This is a genomic window from Actimicrobium antarcticum (assembly GCF_039536745.1).
GTDB lineage: Bacteria > Pseudomonadota > Gammaproteobacteria > Burkholderiales > Burkholderiaceae_D > Actimicrobium > Actimicrobium antarcticum.
This window is the reverse complement of sequence record NZ_BAAAZE010000010.1, coordinates 96,743-116,177: the sequence shown is the minus strand read 5'-3', so window position 1 is coordinate 116,177 and position 19,435 is coordinate 96,743. Positions and strand designations below refer to the sequence as shown.

23 protein-coding genes are annotated in these 19,435 nt (G+C 58.9%); 7 read left to right on the top strand and 16 right to left on the bottom strand.

Translation table 11 applies throughout. From position 1 onward, the window contains the following. The first annotated feature begins 91 nt into the window (after nt 1-91). Nucleotides 92-538, top strand: coding sequence for a YidB family protein (locus ABD720_RS13490; RefSeq protein WP_344763856.1), 447 nt, complete (start codon nt 92-94; stop codon nt 536-538). Nucleotides 539-686: 148 nt separating this feature from the next. Here ABD720_RS13490 and ABD720_RS13485 read toward each other — a convergent pair whose 3' ends face one another. Further along, entirely contained in the window at nt 687-1,736 is a 1,050-nt protein-coding gene (locus ABD720_RS13485) for a M29 family metallopeptidase (protein WP_344763855.1), read from the bottom strand. A 156-nt stretch (nt 1,737-1,892) separates the two neighbouring features. Between ABD720_RS13485 and ABD720_RS13480 the strand changes: the two genes are divergently transcribed. Beyond that, nucleotides 1,893-2,354 (top strand): YXWGXW repeat-containing protein, encoded by a 462-nt coding sequence (locus ABD720_RS13480; protein ID WP_344763854.1) that lies wholly within the window; start codon nt 1,893-1,895, stop codon nt 2,352-2,354. A 42-nt stretch (nt 2,355-2,396) separates the two neighbouring features. Here ABD720_RS13480 and ABD720_RS13475 read toward each other — a convergent pair whose 3' ends face one another. The 8 genes from ABD720_RS13475 to ABD720_RS13440 all read right to left on the bottom strand — a co-directional run bounded on the left by ABD720_RS13475 (nt 2,397) and on the right by ABD720_RS13440 (nt 9,048). Next, on the bottom strand, nt 2,397-4,028 hold the full coding sequence (locus ABD720_RS13475; protein WP_344763853.1) for an ATP-binding domain-containing protein: 1,632 nt from the start codon (nt 4,026-4,028) through the stop codon (nt 2,397-2,399). Between the two features lie 353 nt (nt 4,029-4,381). Then, nucleotides 4,382-4,753: a cation transporting ATPase C-terminal domain-containing protein gene (locus ABD720_RS13470; RefSeq protein ID WP_344763852.1), complete on the bottom strand. Its 372-nt coding sequence runs from the start codon at nt 4,751-4,753 to the stop codon at nt 4,382-4,384. 4 nt (nt 4,754-4,757) lie between these two features. Further along, on the bottom strand, nt 4,758-5,132 hold the full coding sequence (locus tag ABD720_RS13465; protein WP_344763851.1) for a hypothetical protein: 375 nt from the start codon (nt 5,130-5,132) through the stop codon (nt 4,758-4,760). 294 nt (nt 5,133-5,426) lie between these two features. Next, entirely contained in the window at nt 5,427-5,579 is a 153-nt protein-coding gene (locus ABD720_RS13460; RefSeq protein ID WP_344763850.1) for a hypothetical protein, read from the bottom strand. Between the two features lie 59 nt (nt 5,580-5,638). After that, on the bottom strand, nt 5,639-6,049 hold the full coding sequence (locus tag ABD720_RS13455) for a VOC family protein (protein ID WP_344763849.1): 411 nt from the start codon (nt 6,047-6,049) through the stop codon (nt 5,639-5,641). Between the two features lie 409 nt (nt 6,050-6,458). Beyond that, the gene (locus ABD720_RS13450; RefSeq protein ID WP_344763848.1) at nt 6,459-6,623 is read right to left on the bottom strand and encodes a DUF2474 family protein; all 165 of its coding nucleotides are present in this window, start codon (nt 6,621-6,623) and stop codon (nt 6,459-6,461) included. Beyond that, nucleotides 6,620-7,624 carry a cytochrome d ubiquinol oxidase subunit II gene (cydB, locus tag ABD720_RS13445; RefSeq protein ID WP_344763847.1) on the bottom strand — a complete coding sequence of 335 codons (1,005 nt, stop codon included), beginning with the start codon at nt 7,622-7,624 and terminating at the stop codon, nt 6,620-6,622. Before cydB ends, ABD720_RS13450 begins: the two co-directional genes overlap by 4 nt. Further along, nucleotides 7,621-9,048 (bottom strand): cytochrome ubiquinol oxidase subunit I, encoded by a 1,428-nt coding sequence (locus ABD720_RS13440; protein ID WP_344763846.1) that lies wholly within the window; start codon nt 9,046-9,048, stop codon nt 7,621-7,623. Before ABD720_RS13440 ends, cydB begins: the two co-directional genes overlap by 4 nt. A gap of 461 nt (nt 9,049-9,509) precedes the next feature. On the opposite strand from ABD720_RS13440, the gene ABD720_RS13435 reads away from it, so the two are divergent. The 4 genes from ABD720_RS13435 (at nt 9,510) to ABD720_RS13420 (ending at nt 11,755) form a co-directional block, all read left to right on the top strand. Then, nucleotides 9,510-9,746 carry a DUF4915 domain-containing protein gene (locus ABD720_RS13435; RefSeq protein ID WP_344763845.1) on the top strand — a complete coding sequence of 79 codons (237 nt, stop codon included), beginning with the start codon at nt 9,510-9,512 and terminating at the stop codon, nt 9,744-9,746. A 42-nt stretch (nt 9,747-9,788) separates the two neighbouring features. Beyond that, complete coding sequence (locus tag ABD720_RS13430) at nt 9,789-10,214, top strand: putative 2OG-Fe(II) oxygenase (protein ID WP_344763844.1); 426 nt, start codon at nt 9,789-9,791, stop codon at nt 10,212-10,214. Nucleotides 10,215-10,309: 95 nt separating this feature from the next. Further along, nucleotides 10,310-10,729 carry a hypothetical protein gene (locus ABD720_RS13425; protein WP_344763843.1) on the top strand — a complete coding sequence of 140 codons (420 nt, stop codon included), beginning with the start codon at nt 10,310-10,312 and terminating at the stop codon, nt 10,727-10,729. A gap of 432 nt (nt 10,730-11,161) precedes the next feature. Further along, nucleotides 11,162-11,755: an outer membrane protein gene (locus ABD720_RS13420; RefSeq protein ID WP_344763842.1), complete on the top strand. Its 594-nt coding sequence runs from the start codon at nt 11,162-11,164 to the stop codon at nt 11,753-11,755. A 348-nt stretch (nt 11,756-12,103) separates the two neighbouring features. On the opposite strand, the gene ABD720_RS13415 is transcribed toward ABD720_RS13420, so the two are convergent. From ABD720_RS13415 to ABD720_RS13400, 4 genes are all read right to left on the bottom strand, one after another. Further along, a complete protein-coding gene (locus tag ABD720_RS13415) occupies nt 12,104-12,829 on the bottom strand; it encodes a tellurite resistance TerB family protein (RefSeq protein ID WP_344763841.1) in 726 nt (241 codons plus the stop codon). 46 nt (nt 12,830-12,875) lie between these two features. Continuing rightward, nucleotides 12,876-13,277, bottom strand: coding sequence for a hypothetical protein (locus ABD720_RS13410; RefSeq protein ID WP_344763840.1), 402 nt, complete (start codon nt 13,275-13,277; stop codon nt 12,876-12,878). Between the two features lie 284 nt (nt 13,278-13,561). After that, the gene (locus ABD720_RS13405; protein ID WP_344763839.1) at nt 13,562-13,816 is read right to left on the bottom strand and encodes a hypothetical protein; all 255 of its coding nucleotides are present in this window, start codon (nt 13,814-13,816) and stop codon (nt 13,562-13,564) included. Nucleotides 13,817-14,108: 292 nt separating this feature from the next. Further along, nucleotides 14,109-15,074, bottom strand: a complete 966-nt coding sequence (locus ABD720_RS13400) for a GGDEF domain-containing protein (RefSeq protein ID WP_344763838.1) — start codon at nt 15,072-15,074, stop codon at nt 14,109-14,111. A 139-nt stretch (nt 15,075-15,213) separates the two neighbouring features. Between ABD720_RS13400 and ABD720_RS13395 the strand changes: the two genes are divergently transcribed. Next, nucleotides 15,214-16,194 carry a helix-turn-helix transcriptional regulator gene (locus ABD720_RS13395; RefSeq protein WP_344763837.1) on the top strand — a complete coding sequence of 327 codons (981 nt, stop codon included), beginning with the start codon at nt 15,214-15,216 and terminating at the stop codon, nt 16,192-16,194. A gap of 197 nt (nt 16,195-16,391) precedes the next feature. Here ABD720_RS13395 and cobA read toward each other — a convergent pair whose 3' ends face one another. Genes cobA through cysD form a run of 3 tightly spaced genes read right to left on the bottom strand, consistent with a single transcriptional unit; the run spans nt 16,392 to nt 19,432 of the window. After that, nucleotides 16,392-17,165 carry a uroporphyrinogen-III C-methyltransferase gene (gene cobA, locus ABD720_RS13390; RefSeq protein ID WP_344763836.1) on the bottom strand — a complete coding sequence of 258 codons (774 nt, stop codon included), beginning with the start codon at nt 17,163-17,165 and terminating at the stop codon, nt 16,392-16,394. A gap of 6 nt (nt 17,166-17,171) precedes the next feature. Continuing rightward, nucleotides 17,172-18,497, bottom strand: coding sequence for a sulfate adenylyltransferase subunit 1 (locus tag ABD720_RS13385; protein WP_344763835.1), 1,326 nt, complete (start codon nt 18,495-18,497; stop codon nt 17,172-17,174). Beyond that, the gene (gene cysD, locus ABD720_RS13380) at nt 18,497-19,432 is read right to left on the bottom strand and encodes a sulfate adenylyltransferase subunit CysD (RefSeq protein ID WP_344763834.1); all 936 of its coding nucleotides are present in this window, start codon (nt 19,430-19,432) and stop codon (nt 18,497-18,499) included. Before cysD ends, ABD720_RS13385 begins: the two co-directional genes overlap by 1 nt. Nucleotides 19,433-19,435: the final 3 nt, after the last annotated feature.

The window sequence follows — 19,435 nt, the reverse complement described above, 5'->3', positions numbered from 1 at the left end:
TAGCTCTTCTATAGTGAAGGCTGCAATCGGCCCGACCGGTCTGGCCGGATCGGGTTGCACGCGCGATGGCGCAATCCAACCGGAGAAAATGATGGGAATTCTGAATCAACTGACAGGGCAAATCAAAGGCAAACTCGGTTTGCCGCAAGCCGATGACGAACCACAAGGCCCACCGGGCGGATTGCTTGAAGCGGTAGTGGCGTTGGCCTCCAGTACCGGCGGATTGTCAGGTTTGCTGCAACAGCTGCGTGACAGCGGCTTGCAGGAGCAGGTGGCTTCGTGGATCGGTCTTGGCGAGAACCAGCCGGTATCAGCCGGGCAGATCCACAGTGCGCTGGGCGAAGCACAAGTCAGTGATATTGCACTGCATAGCGGAGTCCCGACCGAACAGGCTGCTGCCAGTCTCGCGCAGTTCCTGCCGAAGCTGATCGATCAACTGACACCAAACGGGCAGATACCTTCCGAAGACAACTGGCAAAGCGAGGTGGGCAACCTGATCGAGGGTCACTTGTTCGGAGGGGGTAAAGACAGTCACTAACGGTGTCTGTTTTTTCATCATCGACTGGCGAAGAGCTTTTCGTGCTCGCTTTCGGAATGTTGGCTGATGTTGGCTGACGTTAGCAGGTGCGGCAGTTTATCCTGGAGCATCGGCCAATCTTGGACGCGCGTGACGCTTACAAGTTTGGTCACACGACCCAGGCACCATCCCGGTACACGGCAACGCCATCCAGCAGCACCGATTCCGTCACGGCAAACACGTCGACATGATGGCGCACCACACCGCGCTTGAAACCCGGCTTGGCATAAATTCCGTGCTTGGCGCCCAGCGACAAGTGGATGCCGCACATGCGCTCGAAGGTGCCGATGTCGCCGACAGTGCAATCCTTGCTGAACGCCCGATTCATGCCAAAGCCCAGCTCGCGTAGCCAGACTTCACCTTCATCAGCGCGGATATTCGCCAGCACCTGATCGAATTCCGGCGTGCTGTCGACGGCCTCGACGACGCGGCCTTTGCTGATCACCAGCGTGATCGGTTTCGCGGGCTGATTCACGGAAAAAGCGGTATCGCCAAACACAAAAATCCGTACCCGGCCATTGACGGCTTCCAAGTCGCGCGCTTCGGTAAATACTTCGCCGATCGGGAACTGGCCGCCCACATTGGTCATGCCCCGGTAGTCGCCTATATTGATCTTGGCTGATTCCAGCGGGCCACCAAACACCAGCTGCTCGCCGCCGCTGTCAACCACCGCGGAACCGGCGCGATCGATACGTTCCTTGAGGGCCATCCCGGTGCCACGGTAATACAGCGGGTCATACGCCAGCGCAGCAATGTAATGCAGCGATTGCTCTCCCGGCATGCGCGCAAGATGCGGGTGCTCGATGACTTTCAGTCCGCGCTTGAACAGCTCGACCCGGATGCGGTAGGCGTCCAGCCGGAAATTGGTCGACTGCACCAGCACCACCAGGTCGCCGGCGTCCAGCGTGGCAAACAGTGCCTGGATCTGCTCCGGCGCGACGGACGCGAAATCAATGAAGGTCGCCTCGGGCAGGCAACGCCGGTAGGCTTCGGTCAATGCACATGCCAGCGCGCAGCCGGTATCGGACACCACCACCGCCCTGTTTGCCGGCGAATATTCGATGGCCAGTTGCAATACGTCATGCAGGTGGGTGGTCGCGGCATCAATGGCACTGGCCGGTAGCGGGTCGAAAATTACGTCAGGGAGAGTGGCAAGCATGATGGCGGTCATAAGAGGAAGACGCGTATTTTAACCCGCTGTTTCCATATGACATGCGAGGTGCGTGAGCTGTGTCAGATGTAAGCAGTTGCACGATCAGCCGGAAATCCGCGATTGCCGGATATAGTCAGTTCACAACCCCTCACGGAGCCCAGCATGAAGAACAGCACAAAGCGCATTATCCTCACGGCCACCGCAATACTGATCAGCACAGCAGCATTGCTGCCAACGACAGCATCGGCGCAAGTCGGCGTGAATGTCATCATCGGCAATGCACCTCCGCCGGTACGTTACGAGGTGGTGCCACAACCACGACGCGGTTACGAGTGGGCTCCCGGCTACTGGAACTGGAGCGGCCAGCGACATGTCTGGTCCCGTGGTCATTGGGAGCGTTCGCGGCCTGGCTACCAATACATGCGTCCGGAATGGCGCCAGGATGGTGAGCGCTGGAGACTGGAGCGGGGCGGATGGCAGCGCGGAAACCATGGCAACGGTTACGGCCGCGGGCGTGGGGACCAGGATCATGACGGTATCCCGAATCGCTACGACCGTGATCGCGATGGTGATGGCGTCAGAAACCGCAATGATCGCAATCCGGGCAATTCACACCGCAATTAAAAAAACGGGCACCTCGCGGTGCCCGTTTTTTTATGCAGATTTTTAGGCAAAACGTGTCAGGACTTTTGTCGCCGACGCACTCGCCACCAGCACCAGCTTCAGGCTGGCCCGCGTCATCCCCACAAATAATTTGCGGATCGTGCGTTCATCCAGTTCCTGGAAATCGATCTCGGTAAAAATCACCGCCGGCGCCGACTGACCCTTGAAGCGATACACCGATTCAGCCAGCAAGCCGCCTTTGCGAAACACCGGATTACCCAGCAAATCGTAGGCCCCCGTGAACGAGTGCAGCGCATGCTGACCCAGGTGGTCGAGCTTTAGGATGGTGGATTTTTCGCGTCCCTTGAATGACAGCAGCACGATATCGTTGCGCGCAAATCCGGCCGACAGGCAATGTGTCACGGCTTCCTTGGTGGCTTCCAGCAGAGCGTCCTGATCACCGTCGGCATACGTGAATTGCGTCAGACCTGCACTGACAAACGGACTGGCTGCGATTGCCGGTGCATGGCCGTCGGTGATGGCGTCGAGCAGATCGACAATTTCACGCGGGTTGCGGTAGTTGGTGTTGACCCGCAGCGTGACCCAGTCTGGCAGATCGACCGGGGCGCGTCCGTACAGGTTCTGCATCGGATCTTCCAGCCACAACACGCGGCCCGGTGCGCGCACCAGTTTCAGTACCGCATCGCGCCAGTCCTCCGAAAAATCCTGTCCCTCGTCGATGATGACCACGTCGTGCTGCCAATGTGCTGGCACGTCACCGTGATCGAATACGGTTTCCATGCTTTGCCAGGTGTTCGGGTTGCTGTAATCAGGCGTCGAGCCGGCTTCGCGGCCGTAGGCATCGCACAGCATGTGGAAGTTGGCGACGCGGCCTTGCGGGCCAAGCAGGGCGCGCATGTGGTCGGCCAGCGGCCGGTTGTAGCAGACGTACAGCGGATGCAGACCGGCTGCAACGGCGGCGCGGAATTCGGCCATCGCCAGTTGGGTCTTGCCGCTGCCTGCAGTGCCGATCACGCGCAGGCGAAATGGCGTGAATTCGATTTGCCGCGCCCAGGTCGCCAGCCCGTCGGCCAGTCGCGTCACCAGCGCATCGGCGCGTCCGACCATGGCGCTGGGGTCCGGAATCAGGCGCAGCGTGTCATTGAAAAAACGGCTGACCGCTGCGCGCTGCGGCGTGGCGTCGGACAGCGGCAGCAATTGACGGATGACCGGGATCAGCCGGTCGGCATTGCTGGCGTCGACGATGCGCGTTGGGTCCAGCCCGGCCAGCGCGGGTTGCGTCACGCGGTAATCGGGGCAGTACAGCAAGTAATCGATGTCCAGCGTGCCACCAGTCTGGGCAAAGCGGCTGCGCAAGGTGCCGATGGTGCGGATCAGTGCGAGGTGGACTTTTTCTGTGCGGCCGGGATAGCGCTTGATCAGGCCATCGTCGGTCTCTGTCAGAAAACCGGATTTTTGTTCGATCACCAGCACCCGGCCGTTGGGGGCGACCACGATGAAATCGATTTCGCCATAGACCGAATAACGGTCTTCGATATTGGTCCAGTGCACGCCATGAAAAATCAGATAGTCGGTATCAAGGCCATCGGCGAAACGTGTCAGCGTGGCGATTTCCCGGGAGGCGGCGCCAGTGGTCGCCAGTTCGCGCCAGCCGGAAGGAACGATATTGGTCATTGAAATCAACACGATCTGCAAGAAAGTGAATCGGAAAAAGCAATCGGAAAAGCGATCCGATTGTAGGCGATTTAATCTCGCGTGATGCTCGCTCAGGTCGTAGGGTCAGGGTAAATGCAGGCAGGTTTGGTTTCCTAGTCCGAGGCAACTTGCCCGGGGAGTTCGCATTTCAGCCGGTATTCAGATGCTGTCTGATGGCGTCGGGCTGGATGCCGGGCTTGATGTCGAGTTCGATACCGAAGCACCAAATTGTTACAGGCGCGGGGCAACGTTTGCCGCGTGAAAATTCGTCCCGTCAGCTTGCGCAGTTCGCTACAGATCAACGCCACGTTTGCCGTAGCCGCGCACATCAGTCACTGGTCCGGCGCCAGTGGTGCCGTACCGAAGCCAATGTTCAGGAAAGGCAGGTGCGCGATCGCCACCTGCAACAGCAACCAGAGCGCGAGGGCGCCCCATAGCCACCGGTTGGCGAACAGTCCGGTGAATGCACTCGCAATATCCGGGCGCGCAGTAAAACAGGTGATCAGGCTGGTCAATCCCAGCACCATGTAGCCGGCGGTGCGGGCCGTGGTCAGGTCGCCCGTGCCGGAGATCAATCTGCCCGGCAGATAGAAATCCATCGTCAGCAAGCTTGCTACCGCAATCACGAGGTCGATCTGAATTACGCTAGACCACATGCAGACATCGATCAGCCGGTCGTTCACATGCCGCGGCGTGCGGGCCATTTAATCATCGGTGCTGGGGTCTACACCCATTGCGAGCGCGGGGGGCGATTCGGTGATGAGCTTGCGCCGCACGGGCTGCGTGGCCAGCAGCGGCAGCACCACGGTTGCCGCCGTCGGTGGCTTTCAGCCTGATCACTCCGGCTTCCACCAGGCCCGGAAAAACGGTCAGCACCTCGCCCATGTTCGAGGGCAGCTGGTAGCGCAAAACCTTGTGGATGTTGTCGAGGATGGCGCGCCCTTCGCGCATCGCGACGACGATGGTGGCGAAGTTGTCGTCGGCCTGTAATGCGTCGAATATGCGCAGCTTGTACCCAGGCGCGAAGCCGGCATAGGCCGACGTGCTGCGTACCGTCACGGCCAAAGCAGCGTCGCCATGCACATTGGATTTGTCAGGTGTCAGCGGCTGCAGGCTACCGTCAGCGCCGCGTCGTCCGCTTTGGCTACCTGCTCATGGCCGATGACGCTATCGAGCAGCATGGCCGCAGCGCTCACGATGACGCCTGTTGGTCAACCGGTGCGCACTGCAACCCGCCAGGCAATCAGTGGCCGGCCGATCAGGGATACTGGAACCGCGCGGGCGTTCGACTAAGAGATTCCGGTCATTTTTTGCGAGGCGGCGTGCGGCTTCGGTTGCGCTGAAACCCGTAGCAGGATGTGGCCCAAGTGCTGCCAGTCAGCTGGAGTGCCAACGGTCGGTTGCGTAATACGCTTGAAGCATGTTCGTTTTTGCGCAGAATGAGCAAGTGCAGCGCGCCAACTTTGCGGAAATCTCCCTCGCAATGCTGAACCCGGTTTCGCCGCAATTGCAGCTTTCATTGATGCTCATGGCGGTCTCCTGATGGTGTTTGTGGTCATTCCTGTCGAAACCCGCCCGACCCATAAGATTCACGCGCTATTTGCCTTGGCGGCATCCATCCAGAAAATCTCCCACACGTGGCCGTCCGGGTCTTGTATCGAGCGGCCAAACATGAACCCGTGGTCTTGTTTGGGATTGGGGTCGGCTTGTCCACCGGCTGCTGCGGCACGGGCTATGGTGGCATCAACCTCGTCGCGGAGATCGACGTTCAGCGCGATCAACGTCGCGCTGGTCGCATGCGTATCTGCAATTGGCCTGGACGTGAAGATGCGATATTTTTCATGCGTCAACAGCATCACGTGAATCGTGTCGGAAAACACCATGCAGCAGGACGTTGCGTCCGAGAAGACTGCATTTTTGGTGCCGCCAAGTGCTTCGTAAAAAGCAGTCGACCCGGCGAGATTGGCAACGGGCAGATTGACAAATATCATTTTTGGCATGGAAGTCTCCGATGTGCAGCATGACTAACGTTAAGTGACGTGAGCTTGGCAAAGTCGGCCATCGATAAAGCAGAGAGCTAGCTGGCGCGCTCGCCGGGAGTGCCAAGATTACGCGTTTTTGCCTCGCTGAACACCATCGCTTTTTCGACGCAGATCGTCTATGCGTTGGGTGCCAGACGCCGCAGCTTCGCCCTTTTATGGGCGTTTGCAACGCGTAATCGCAAGCGACCAGTCGTTATCGGCAGCAACAGAATGTGCGATTTGGCTGGTTCACGCAACGTACTCGCAGTTCAGCGCGGTAAGGTCGCCAACGAAATACAACTTGCTGTCGTTCTCGATCTGGCATCGGGTTAGCATCCTCATGGTGCCGCGGCGTGCCGCCATGCCAACAAACGGTGATCCTGACAATTTACGCCATCAGCACCAGCCGCAAAACACCCGCCACCACCAGCAAGGCCAGAATGCAGCCGGCCCAGATCCCGGCCATCCAGAGTAATCGTGCTGACAGCCGGGCCTGATGCGCACCCGGCGGTGGCGGTACGATATCGGGCCATTTGAGCTTGGGCAGCTTCACGAGTGATACCCGTCTGCATTGACCTTGCCGCGAAATACCCAGTAAGCCCAGCCGGTGTAGGCAAGGATTAACGGGACGACGATGGCGGTGCCGAACAGCATGAACACCTGGCTGCTTGGCTCTGTCGCTGCGTCCCAGATTGTGACTGCGCCCGGAATCACATACGGAAAGACACTGATGCCAATTCCAATGAAGCACAGAAAGAAAACGAATAACGTCAGCAGGAATGGCGCCAGTTCGCGGCCCGACTTCAGGCTGCGTGCGAAGGCATAACTTGCCATGGCGACCAGAATCGGTATCGGTGCGACCAGCAAGATGTTGGGGTAGGTCAGCCAGCGGTCGAAATAATTTCCTTTCAAAAATGGCGTGACCAGGCTCACGACAATCACCGCCAACAGCGTGATGGCACCCAGTCGCCAGGCATGGCGCACGGCTTGCTGTTGCAACGCACCTTCGGTTTTGAGGATCAGCCAGGTACTGCCGATCAGCGCATAGGCCACCACGACCCCAACGCCGGTGAGCAGCGAAAACGGCGTCAGCCAATCCCACCAGCCGCCCGCGTAAGCGCGTCCGCTAATGCTCACGCCCTGCAGCAGCGCACCCAGCACCACTCCCTGCGACAGCGCCGCAAGAAATGAGCCGCCGGTAAATGCCGCATCCCAGAAAGCCCGATGGGCCGGATCACGCCAGCGGAATTCAAACGCAACCCCGCGAAAGATCAGTGCCAGCAGCATGGCGATGATCGGTGCGTACAACGCCGACAGGATCAGGCCGTAGGCTAGCGGAAATGCCGCCAGTAGGCCGCCGCCACCAAGTACCAGCCAGGTCTCGTTGCCATCCCAGAGCGGCGCGATGCTGTTCATTGCCGTATCGCGGTCATGCCCCACCGCGAAGCTCGGAAAAAGTATGCCAATACCCAGATCGAAGCCGTCCATCACGACGTAGACAAAGACAGCGAACACGATGATGCAGGCCCAAATGATAGTGAGGTCGAGGGTCATGATTGATGGCTCCCCTGGGGCGACGCAATAGCCGGCATGATCGCCGCTGCCGGCGTGATGCCAGCGGTACGTACCGGGATATGGGGCGGTTCCGGTTCATGCGCGCCTGGCGGTTTGGCCATCAGTTTCAGGATGTAGACGATGCCGGCGCCAAAGACCGCAAAGTAGACCAGCACGAACGCCACGAGTGATGCCGCCACTGCCGGGGCCGCCAGCGGCGACGCCGAGTCGACCGTACGGAGCAGCCCGGTAATGGTCCAGGGCTGGCGACCAACCTCGGTCGTGACCCAGCCGGCCAGGACCGCGATCAGTCCGGACGGTGCCATCAGCAAGGCGAACCGGTGCAGCCCGGTCCAGTGGTACAGCTTGCCGCGCGCCCTCGCGTACAGGCTCAGCAGTCCGAGTCCTGCCATCAGAAAGCCCAGGCCAACCATGATGCGAAATGACCAGAAGACGATACCGACCGGTGGTTGATTTTCTTTCGGGATGGTATCGAGCCCGGCCAGCGGCGCATTGATATCGTGCTTCAGGATCAGCGAGGACAGTTTGGGGATTTCGATGGCGTAGTCGACGCGGTTCCGGGCGCTATTGGGAATGCCGAACAGGATCAATGGCGCACCATTGGCGTGGCTTTGGTAGTGGCCCTCCATGGCCATGACTTTGACAGGCTGGTGTTCCAGCGTATTGATGCCGTGCATGTCGCCGAGTACGACCTGCATCGGCGCGAAGATCGCTGCCATCCACATCGCCATCGAAAACATGATGCGCGAACGCGGGTTCTCGCGATCCTTCAACAGGTGCCAGGCGCCGACGCCGCCGACCAGAAAAGCCGTCGTCAAATAGGCCGCCGAGACGGTATGCATCAACCGGTACGGGAAGCTGGGGTTGAAGATGATGGCCAGCCAGCTGCCCGCAGAAATGAACTGGCCATTGGCATTGAGTGCATAGCCGGTCGGCGTTTGCATCCAGCTGTTGACCGAGAGGATCCAGAATGCCGAGACAAACGTACCCAGCGCGACCATCAGCGTGGCCGTGAAATGGAGGCGTTTGCCGACCCGCTGCATGCCGAACAACATCACGCCGAGAAAGCCTGCTTCCAGAAAGAACGCCGTCAGTACTTCATACGCCATCAGCGGCCCGATGATCGGTCCCGCCTTGTCAGAAAAAACGGCCCAGTTGGTACCAAACTGGTATGACATCACGATGCCCGAGACCACGCCCATCGAAAACACCAGTGCAAAAATCTTGACCCAGTAGCGAAACAGATCGAGGTAGGCCTCGCGACCGGTCTTGAGCCAGAGACCCTCCAGTACAGCGAGGTAACTGGCCAGGCCGATGGTAATTGCCGGGAACAGGAAGTGAAAGCTGACGGTAAAGGCAAACTGTAGACGTGCAAGCAGCAGTGCTTCGGGTAACACAAACATGATGTTCCTTTGACGGGTCAGGAAACCGGCAGCGCCGACGTCGCGGTCGATGCAGTGCGAGTTCCATGATATCGGTAGTGGTGCTGACCAGTAACACCGGCGGAAGATCGGTCAAGACCACCAATTGACGCGGTGTCGCAGGGTTGCGGAGCACGGTCCGCCCAGGTGAAGATACTCGCCTTCCTGGTTGCGTGGCGAATTCATTGCTGGTTAATTAATCGAATTCGGGGATCAAGTCGCGTTGACGTCCAACCGTTCATGCAATCGGACGTCTTTGTCAAGAATGCAGAAATTGTGGTTAAAAAATATTTCCCGTAAAACTAGCAAAAGTAATTAATTGGATAGAATGTTTGTCGTTGAGCAAGCATTTCCTGCGGAAACATGCTTGCCACAAGCCAAATTCCAGTCACTGCGGATCCAGGGCGGGTACTGACTCACTTGGGGCAGTCAATGCACATCACTTGGAATTGGCAAGATTACCTGGACGACGGTACCAGAATCTGAAGACGCACAACGCCGAAGCCCGCTGCGGCGTGCACATCATCGACCTGCGCAGCGGCGATATCGTCCACTGGATTCGTATCGAAGGAATGATCGATGAACTCTACGACGTCATGTCAATACCCGGTGTGCGCTGCCCGATGGCGCTGGATTTCAAGACCGATGAAATCCGCCGCGTCATCAGCATCGATGAGTAGCGCCCGGGCCGCGCCGCCGCGCATCGCCTGCGTGCACCCTGCATGAACCTGGCGCAGATCGCCGCTTACCGGCAGACACTTCAACCGCGACGTGCACTTTGCGACGATGTCGGCCTCGGCGGTCAACACGCCGGCCGTGAACAATTACGCTGCTGGGTCGTGCTCATGGAATGCAATGGCCACGAGACCCCGTACCTGCATCCGGATGGCAGCATCAGTGGCGTGTATTACGTCTGCTTGCCGGACGTGATGGACGCTGCCGACACCACCCACGCCGGCTGGATCGAATTCGGTCAACCCGATCCGAGCTTCTCTACACGCAGTCTGGTGCCGACGCTGCCGGTACGCCCGCAAGCCGGACCGATGCTGCTGTTCCTGTCGTACTTCTGGCACCGCACGATTCCGTTTCAAAGCGATCAGCCACGCTTGAGCATTGCCTTCGACCTGTGCCTGTCGGGGCGCGGCTGACACATGCGGCAGCACTTGTTCACACCTTGTTTTTTCGGGAGCCACGCCGATGTCGCATGACGACTGTTTTGCTGAACTGAAGCGTTTTACCGACCGTGCTGGCCTTCAGCGAAGCGGCCTTTTTTGCCGAGGAACGGCTGCCGCAATTCGCCGACTATCTGCGCCAGCGCTTCGACCTCGCCGCGCAGCGCACGCATATTCAGACCAGCATGCCGCCATTGCCGGCAATGGCCGTGCCGATCGATCTGCTGTTCTCCGACTTCATGCACGGGCCCAACGACATCCTGCAAATTCTGGGAACCTGCCTGTCCGGCATGGCAGCGCCGAGCTCGATTTTCAGCTACTCGGCCTCGACCTCGTTTCCGTCGTATGCGTTGCTGGAATTGCTGGTGCCGCAATTGAATCAGGGCAGGCTGCCGCGCATGCTGCTGGAGTTCGTGCCGCAGGAAAAACGCGCTGCCACCGAAGCCTTCGTGGCTGTCAGTCGCTTCGACCTGATCCACATGACCGAGTAAAAGCGCCGTGCGCAAAACAGCACCGCGTGGATCAAGATCCAGCCACTGGATTTGCGTGCGTATCCGCGCACGGTGTTTCACTGAGGCCGAACCGACATTTTTACCCGGGCTTTGGGCCGCGAACAAAATTTTGATGGCTGGGTTTTTCAATCCGGCCTGCGGGCTGCTGCGCCTGAAATAATAAATAACTGTGTGAAGCAGAGCGAATATGAAAAATAATTATTCGGGCGGCATTAGTCTGTTTAATTATTAAAAAGTTCAATACGAACAAGTAAATTATTCGATACGCTGGAATATGTCGTTTCATTCTTGTTCGCTGTGAGCTAATTTTATCCATGCTAAGATAATCAATGAATTTAAATTAATCGGATTAAATTCAATAGTTATTTGCTTGATGTAAATAATTATCCCTTTTAATTAAATAAGGCAACAATGAAAAAATTATTAATCGTCACTGCTGTTGCAGCATCTTCTTTCGCAGCGCCACAGGCATTCGCTCAAACCAGGAACTTCGAAGGATTCAGCGCCGGCATCAACGCCAATTACGCAAAATCCCGCGCCACGTTCAATTCTGGCGGCCAATCTGCCAGTACCGAAGACAAGTCCTCCAACGGCAGCATCCAGGGAAGTTACGGATTGCCGCTGAATGACAAGTTCGTCTTGGGCGTTGGCGCAAATGCAGGGCTGGGCGACCTCGACGCCGGTGCATCCAATGGTATTTCGGTCAAGGCAAAAGATATGTATTCGGTCTATCTGGAGCCGGGCTACCGCGTCACCGACACCACTCTCGTGTATGGCAAAGTGGCCTACCAGAGCATGAAAGGTGAAATCGCCGGTGCCGGCGGATCGGCCAGCGATACATTCAATGGTTATGGCGTGGGCGTTGGTGTGCGTTCAATGATTAGCAAGAATGTCTATTGGCAGGCCGAAATCACCGAAGTCGATTACCGTTCAAAATCATTGAATGGGGTTGATGTTGAACCGAAACAAACGCTGGGAACGGTAGGCGTTGGTTATCAGTTTTAATTGACTGGTATTTAAAAAGTAAAAAGCCGCATGATGTTCATGCGGCTTTTTTTAATGATCGGATTTTGTGTTGGCAGGCAATGTCATTATGTCGGCAATGCTGGTTTGTATCGATGAAAAATCAAATCCCGGTCTATCCGGTCAAGCCGTTTTGACTTGCGCTTCCAGATCAAGTTTCAAGTTTCGTAGGTTGGGCTGCGAAGCCCAACATGCGTCAGGTTGCGGTGCGGCTTTCGATAGTTGCCACGGTTTGTGCCTGGTCACGACGGTGCGCGAACCGTTTTAGTTGGCCATGACCGTACAGGAAGATTGACGCATGCTGGGCTTTGCAGCCCAGCCTACGAGGTTTCAAGCCGCCTTCACCTGCGCTTCCAGTTCAAGTTTCAAGCCTTCCGGCAGGCGCAATTGCCGCGCCAGCTCATCAAGGTAAGCACGTTCCATGAAACTGGTCTCGTCGGCCACCAGCAGGCTGACCAGGTACATTTCGCTGGCAAGCTCGGGCGACGTTGCCGGCAGCGCCACTTCGGCCGGGTCGAGCGGACGACGCAACTGGTCGTCGAACCAGCGCCGTGTATCCGCGTCGGCTTCGCGCCGGTTGAGCTCGGCCTCGACCAGGCCACGCTCGCGCTCATCGAGGTGGCCGTCCGACTTGGCCGCAGCAATCATGGCTACCAGCACGCCGACACAGTGCTGTTCGACCTCGGCGGCCGGCAACAGATCCACTGTACGGACCGGGCCCATGACGGCGGCGTTGAACCGGTCGCTGACCGGAGCGGCCTGCGGTTGGCTGACCGATCCTTGCGTGGCCTGCTTTTCTTGCCATGCGCTGAATGCCTTGAAGGCGACCACTCCCAGCGCTGCCACGCTGCCGTATTTCAGTGCTTGGCCGCCGATGTTCCGGCCACCTTTGCTACCCAATAGCAAGCCGAGTATTCCGCCGGCGGCGGCACCGCCACCGAATTGACCCAGGCCTTGCGGCATCTTGCCGGCGCCGGTTGCGGAACCCGTTGCCTTGCCATCCAGCATGGACATTCCGGATTTGAATAAGTGTTCCAGCATTGATTTCGCGTTCATTGCGTGTTCCTTTCCAGGTGTGCGGTTGAGGTCATTGTCTTGAATTTCATGGCGCCAGGCGGATGGCCGGTGTCGTCAGGCGGCGCTGGCCGGCGCTGATCAGCAGCGTGATGGCGGACCCGAACAGCAGTATCAGCAACCCGCCGACAGCCCACAGTACCCAGACCATCGGCGACAGCCAGGCCTCCAGCCCGGGTGCCAATCCGGGCAGGGGCTCCAGCATGGGCGTCAAGGCCGTCAGCATGCTCGTCCACATTGCCTCCGCACTTTGCGGCAGCCAGAGCGCCAGCCAATCCGGACTGCGCCAGAGCGCCAGTTGCGCCGGCAAGTCCGTCAATCCGTCACTGCGATCACCGGTCCAGCGGACCAGTGCATGCAGCGTCCAGGCAGCCACGGACCAAAGAGCAAGCAGAAACGCCATTAGCATCCAGGTGATCGCGTGCAGCATTGGTATTTCCTTAACGATGTCAGGGAGCCCATGGTCAGCCAATTTTGACTTCTGAACAACCTGCGATTGGGTGTTCTTAACTTCTGTTTTTCGGAAGTGAGATGGTGCTGCTATGTTGGCGGAAAGCAGGGGGGAGGGGGAAGCAGGATGGCGCGAACGCAGCGCCGTCGGCGGGCTGTGCGGGAATAGCGGATGACAGGAAAGGCAGCTCGGTGGCCGATCACGAATCAGGCGAAGTGCGGCACGGCGACCCGGTCAAACCGGAGCGCCGGAGGGAGCCTGGCTCAGGGTTTTTTCTTTTGCCGTACGCGTTGTTGCTGTTTTTTCTGGGTCTGCTGGCGGTTCTGTTTTTGTTCGAACAGCGTGACGGCGTCTTTTTTGGCCTGCTCTTCGGTGCACATGTCGGGCACATCGTCGTGGACGCTAAAAAATTCGGCTTCCTGCGCATCCATCACCAGTTTGATCGCGGCTTCATCATCCAGTTCGTACAGTTCGGTCAGCAGCGTTGTGACTTCATCCAGGTATTCTTCGTACTTCATGCAAGGCTTTCAAGTTGATCTGGCGGGAGTGCTTCCCTGAAGTCCGCATAGTACAACAGCACCACGTGGCCGAGGCAAATCAACGCCACTCCTCCTGCAGCGCCGCCCGACAGCAGATAGCCACCCACCGCCATCGGGTTATACAGCGCTGCCTAAATAAACAGCAGTGCCAGAACATGGCTCTGACATTGGCTTGCGAGAGAGTCCATGTCGGTTATGCACAAAGTTACCCACATAAACCGGGCATAAGTTTTGCACAAAAAAGTGGCACAATCGACGCGTAAAATCCGTTTCAACATACCTGTTCGACCAGCGGCGAGTCCGTAAAAATCGCCTGCAACGCGCGGTTCCGTCCAGCCCGTTTTGCCAGATACAGGGCCTGGTCGGCGCGCTCGAACGTGGCGCGCACACCGTCGCCGGTGGATCCTCCGCGACACGCATAACCGACCGACATCGTGAACGAGGCCATCCTGTTATCCCGCAAACGCACCGTGAGCTGGCTGGCTTCAGCCACCGGGCGTTCGGCAAACCGTGCTGCCTCCTCTGCGCCACAATCCCGCAACAGGATGCAGAATTCCTCGCCGCCATAGCGTGCCGCGATATCCGTCAAGCGCACCGAACGGGCGATCAGCTGCGCGGTCTGCTCGAGTACCGTATCGCCGGCGGCATGGCCGAAGCTGTCATTGATGCTCTTGAAGTGGTCGAGGTCGATCATCACCATGGCGTAGGCGACCGGTTCTGTATGTCGGTCGATCTGGTCGGCCATCTCGAAGAACGCCGATTTGGTGTAAAGGCCGGTGAGTCCGTCACGACGGGCGCGCTCGGAAGCTGCGTAACGCCGCCGTGCATCCACCATCGACAGGTATCCGATGGTGGTCGCAACGATGCATAGCGCATCGATCATCAGCATGCCGGCATGGCCCCCTCCTGCCAGCAATGGCTGTATTGCCGCGAGCGTACTCATCGCGCCGATGAGGCCGGCAGTGACCAGCGATGCCCGAGCCGGTTGGCGTGGCAAGACGCGCACGATCATGGTCGCTGCCAGCCCGAGCAGAAGCGAGCCAGCCGACGCACACGTAATGAGCGCCATTTGCCGTGGCATGTCGACAACCGCTGTTGCCAGAGCGCCGCTCATGCCGAGCCCGCACAGAACGCCGATAGTCCTGCAAGGCGCCGCGCGATCGCACAGCCTGGCCACTGCCGCAGGTAATGCAGGTAACCGCAGCGCCAAGGCCATCGTGCAATGCATCAGGCTCATGGCGCGAGCCAGCGACCCGGCTTGCCAATAAAATAATTTTTGCGCTACCTGCCGGCGCCGGTTGATCGACTGTTTGGACCAACTTTAGGTTGTTAATATTGCCATTGCGCTATAGTCTCGCGGCCTACATGATGACAATATGGCTGACAAGCTCATGGACAGAACCGAACGTTTTTATCGTATCGAGCAGTTGCTCGTCGAACGCCAGGTGGTGTCGCAAAGTGACTTCCTGCGCGAGCTCGAAGTCTCGAAAGCCACCTTCAAGCGCGACCTCGAATATTTGCGCGACCGGCTCAATGCACCGATCATCTGGGATCGCGATGCTGGCGGGTATCGCTTTGAAAAGGGCGGCGTCGGCAGCAAGTTTTCGTTACCCGGCCTGTGGTTCAGTGCCTCTGAAATCCATGCACTGCTGACCATGCAGCAGCTGCTGCAAAGTCTCGGCCCCGGCTTGCTGACACCGCATATCGAGCCGCTGCTGGTGCGCCTGCGCCTGCTGCTCGACAGCGAGCAGGTGCCGCTCGACACTTTCGACAAACGTATCCGCATCCAGCGCCTGAAAGCCCGCAGCTACGAGCCGGAACACTTCCTGCCGGTGGTCACGGGCGTGCTGCAAAAGAAGCGCCTGATCATCGAACATCACAATAAATTTCGGAATGAAACGACGCGCCGCGAAGTCTCGCCGCAGCGCCTGAATCATTATCAGGAAAACTGGTACCTCGACGCCTGGTGCCATGTCCGCAACGAGCTGCGCCGCTTCGCGCTGGACGCGCTGCGCAGCGTGCAGATCACGCCGCAAGCAGCGCTGGATATTCCGGAGGCCGAATTGCTGGCCACGCTAGATACCGGCTACGGGATTTTTTCAGGAGCGCAACTGGAATGGGCCGAGCTGGCCTTCAGCGGCGAACGGGCACGCTGGGTCAGCAAGGAAATCTGGCATCCGGCGCAGACCAGCTGGGAGGCCGACGACGGCACCTATCACCTGAAAGTGCCGTTCACCGACAAGCGGGAATTGTCGATGGATATCCTGCGGCACGTGCCGGAAGTATCGATCATTTCGCCCGCGTGGTTGCGGGATCATGTGCGGGAAATTTTGCAGAAAGCGCTGGTGCGGCTGTAGTGGAAGGGCGTCCTGTTCTCTGCAGCCGTCGATGGCGGCAGTAACAAATCCGATCCTTGTTCATGCTTCGTTAAGCCTGAAGAATGGCTTGCACCGTTTTGCATCCTGTTTCAACGAGGACCAAAAAACCTTGAGAAGGCTAGCTTCGCAATTCAACCGACGAATCTGATCGCCGCGACAGGTGCCGCTGTCACGTATCAGTCGATCTGGTCAGACGATTCTTTCGGTTGCTCTTGCGGTGTCAGGTCACGTGCCGCCATCGCAGCGCCAATCATCATCAGCACGGGACCACTGCACTGCGCCAGTCCTGCTTCGAGCTGGCTCAGTGGCAGGCGCAGGATATGCTCGTCGGCCCGGCTGCAGTTTTCCACCACCAGTACCGGGGTATCTGCAGGATGACCGAGCGCCAGCAAATGGCGCGCTGTCTTGACTGCCTCACGACCACCCATGTACTGCACCAGCGTGTCGCAGGCCGGCAGCGTCGATTGCTCGGGCATGTCGGGTGCGGTGCTGGACGTGAAGAAGGCCACGCTGCGGGCGACACCGCGGATGGTCAGTGGTTGCTTGCTGGATGCCGCCGCGGCCATTGCTGCGGTGATGCCGGGTACGACGGCGCAGTCGATGCCGTGCGATTCGAGGGCGCGCAGTTCTTCGTCGGCGCGGCCGAACAGCATCGGGTCGCCACCTTTCAGACGCACTACGCGCCGGTACTTTTTTGCCGCGTCGATGATTTGCCGGTTGATCTCCAGCTGGGCCATCGAACGCTGCGCACAGCGCTTGCCGACCGAAATCAGTACCGCTTGCGGACACAGCGCCAGCATGTCGTCGGTGACGAGGGCGTCGTACAGCACCACCTCGGCCTCGGACAGCAGGCGCGCACCGCGCACCGTGATCAGGTCGGCGGCACCGGGACCGGCGCCGACCAGCCAGACCTTGCCATAAATGCTGGCGGTTTCTTCATGCAGCGACATACGGTCTCAGTCGAGCCGGATCATGCCGGCTGCAACCGTCTGGTGCGTCACTTCATCGATCAGGATAAAGGCGCCCGTGGTCCGGATTTCATCGTAGGCATCGGCGGCCAGCGGTTGCTGTACGGTCAGCCGGATGCGGGCGATGTCGTTGAGCGCGAGGCCGGTGGCAGGGCGTTTTTCCTGGGTGTTGATGTCGAGTAGCGTCTCGACACCGGTGACTTTGGCAGAGACCTGGCGGGTGGTGTGCTTGAGCCAGTATTTGCGGCGCATGTCGAGCGGTTCTTCGGACAGCCAGCAGACATCGGCCACCACGTTTTTCAGCAGCGTGGCAGGCCGGTCGGCGCTGACCAGCATGTCACCGCGCGAGATATCGACGTGCTCTTCCAGCAGCAGCGTGATCGATTGACCGACCACGGCCGTGGCCAGTGACCCATCCAGCGTGACGATGTCTTTGACGGTCGCGCTCTGGCCACCCGGTTGCACCGTCAGCTTGTCGCCGACGCTGACTTTGCCGGCTTCGATCCGCCCCATGTAACCACGGAAGTCGTTGGCTTCGTGGCCGGCATGACGCGCCACCAGTTGCACCGGAAAGCGCAACGGCTCATCGTGCGATTCATCGTAGACGCTGAGCGACTCCAGCAACGCGATCAGGGTCGGGCCGGTGTACCACGACAGCTTGTCGCTGGCGGTCACGACGTTGTCGCCGGCCAGTGCCGAGAGCGGAATCGGCTTGATGTCTTTGAGGCCCAGCGTGGCGGCGAATTCCTGATACGCGGCGACGATGCGGTCGTACACGGTCTGGTCGTAGTTCACCAGATCCATTTTGTTGACGGCGACCACCACATGCTCGATCTGCAGCAGATGCGCGATGGTCGAATGGCGCTTGGTCTGGATCAGCAATTCCACGCTGCCATCGTCACCCAGCTTCACTTTCGAGACATCGATCAGGATGATGACGGCGTCGGCAGTCGATGCACCGGTCACCATGTTGCGGGTGTATTGCTCGTGGCCCGGGGTGTCGGCGATGATGAACTTGCGTTTTGGCGTGGCGAAATAGCGGTACGCGACATCGATCGTGATGCCTTGTTCGCGTTCGGCTTCGAGGCCATCGGTCAGCAGCGACAGGTCGATGGTGTCACCGACGGTGCGCTTGTGCTTGGCACGCGACATGGCATCGAGCTGGTCGGCGAAGATGCCCTTGCTGTCGAACAGCAGGCGGCCGATCAGCGTGCTCTTGCCGTCATCGACCGAGCCGGCCGTGATGAAGCGCAGCAGGCCGCGTTCGGCGCTATGGGTGGAGTGCGGGGTGGCTGGAGCGACTGCGGCATTCATCAGAAATATCCTTCTTTTTTACGTTTTTCCATCGAGGCTTCCGAGGTCTGGTCATCCATGCGGGTCGCGCCGCGCTCGGTGATCTGGGTCACGGCGGTTTCGGCGATGATGGCTTCGACCGTGGTGGCGTCGGAGGCGACCGGACAGGTGCACGAAATATCGCCGACGGTACGGAAGCGCACCATCTGCGTTTCGATGTGTTCGCCGTCGCGTGGCGGGGTCAGGTCGGTCAGTGGCACCAGCAAGCCGTTGCGCGGAATGACCTGGCGCTCGTGGGCAAAATAGATCGGTGGCAGTTCGAGTTTTTCGCGGGCGATGTACTGCCAGACGTCGAGTTCGGTCCAGTTCGAGATCGGGAAGACACGCATGTTTTCGCCGGGATGCACGCGGGTGTTATAGAGGTCCCACAATTCCGGGCGCTGTGCCTTCGGATTCCATTGGCCGAACTCGTCGCGGAACGAAAAGATGCGCTCCTTGGCGCGGGCTTTTTCTTCATCGCGACGGGCGCCGCCGATGCAGGCGTCAAACTTGTATTTGGCGATGGTTTCGAGCAGCGTAACGGCTTGCGCCGCGTTGCGCGAATCGGTGGCCGGATTGCGCAGGCGTACGGTGCCGCGCTGGATCGAGTCTTCGACCGAACCAACGATCAGGCGCTCACCGAGTTCGGCCACGCGCTTGTCACGGAAGGTGATGACTTCGGCAAAATTGTGGCCGGTATCGATGTGCACCAGCGGGAATGGAAAGGCGCCGGGGCGGAAGGCTTTTTCGGCCAGGCGCAACATCACCACCGAGTCTTTGCCGCCCGAGAACAGCAGGGCAGGATTGGCGCATTCGGCCGCGACTTCGCGCATGATGTGGATGGCTTCGGATTCGAGCCAATCGAGATGACGGCTGCTGGCCGTATCCAGAAAAAGTGTGTCGACTGCTGGGTTCATGGT

Coding starts and splice junctions, on each gene's coding strand:
- ABD720_RS13490 (WP_344763856.1), top strand. CDS start 92: ATGGGAATTCTGAATCAACTGACAGGGCAAATCAAAGGCAAACTCGGT.
- ABD720_RS13485 (WP_344763855.1), bottom strand. CDS start 1,736: ATGCTTGCCACTCTCCCTGACGTAATTTTCGACCCGCTACCGGCCAGT.
- ABD720_RS13480 (WP_344763854.1), top strand. CDS start 1,893: ATGAAGAACAGCACAAAGCGCATTATCCTCACGGCCACCGCAATACTG.
- ABD720_RS13475 (WP_344763853.1), bottom strand. CDS start 4,028: ATGACCAATATCGTTCCTTCCGGCTGGCGCGAACTGGCGACCACTGGC.
- ABD720_RS13470 (WP_344763852.1), bottom strand. CDS start 4,753: ATGGCCCGCACGCCGCGGCATGTGAACGACCGGCTGATCGATGTCTGC.
- ABD720_RS13460 (WP_344763850.1), bottom strand. CDS start 5,579: ATGAGCATCAATGAAAGCTGCAATTGCGGCGAAACCGGGTTCAGCATT.
- ABD720_RS13455 (WP_344763849.1), bottom strand. CDS start 6,049: ATGCCAAAAATGATATTTGTCAATCTGCCCGTTGCCAATCTCGCCGGG.
- cydB (WP_344763847.1), bottom strand. CDS start 7,624: ATGACCCTCGACCTCACTATCATTTGGGCCTGCATCATCGTGTTCGCT.
- ABD720_RS13440 (WP_344763846.1), bottom strand. CDS start 9,048: ATGTTTGTGTTACCCGAAGCACTGCTGCTTGCACGTCTACAGTTTGCC.
- ABD720_RS13430 (WP_344763844.1), top strand. CDS start 9,789: ATGAACCTGGCGCAGATCGCCGCTTACCGGCAGACACTTCAACCGCGA.
- ABD720_RS13420 (WP_344763842.1), top strand. CDS start 11,162: ATGAAAAAATTATTAATCGTCACTGCTGTTGCAGCATCTTCTTTCGCA.
- ABD720_RS13415 (WP_344763841.1), bottom strand. CDS start 12,829: ATGAACGCGAAATCAATGCTGGAACACTTATTCAAATCCGGAATGTCC.
- ABD720_RS13410 (WP_344763840.1), bottom strand. CDS start 13,277: ATGCTGCACGCGATCACCTGGATGCTAATGGCGTTTCTGCTTGCTCTT.
- ABD720_RS13405 (WP_344763839.1), bottom strand. CDS start 13,816: ATGAAGTACGAAGAATACCTGGATGAAGTCACAACGCTGCTGACCGAA.
- ABD720_RS13400 (WP_344763838.1), bottom strand. CDS start 15,074: ATGAGCCTGATGCATTGCACGATGGCCTTGGCGCTGCGGTTACCTGCA.
- ABD720_RS13395 (WP_344763837.1), top strand. CDS start 15,214: ATGGCTGACAAGCTCATGGACAGAACCGAACGTTTTTATCGTATCGAG.
- cobA (WP_344763836.1), bottom strand. CDS start 17,165: ATGTCGCTGCATGAAGAAACCGCCAGCATTTATGGCAAGGTCTGGCTG.
- ABD720_RS13385 (WP_344763835.1), bottom strand. CDS start 18,497: ATGAATGCCGCAGTCGCTCCAGCCACCCCGCACTCCACCCATAGCGCC.
- cysD (WP_344763834.1), bottom strand. CDS start 19,432: ATGAACCCAGCAGTCGACACACTTTTTCTGGATACGGCCAGCAGCCGT.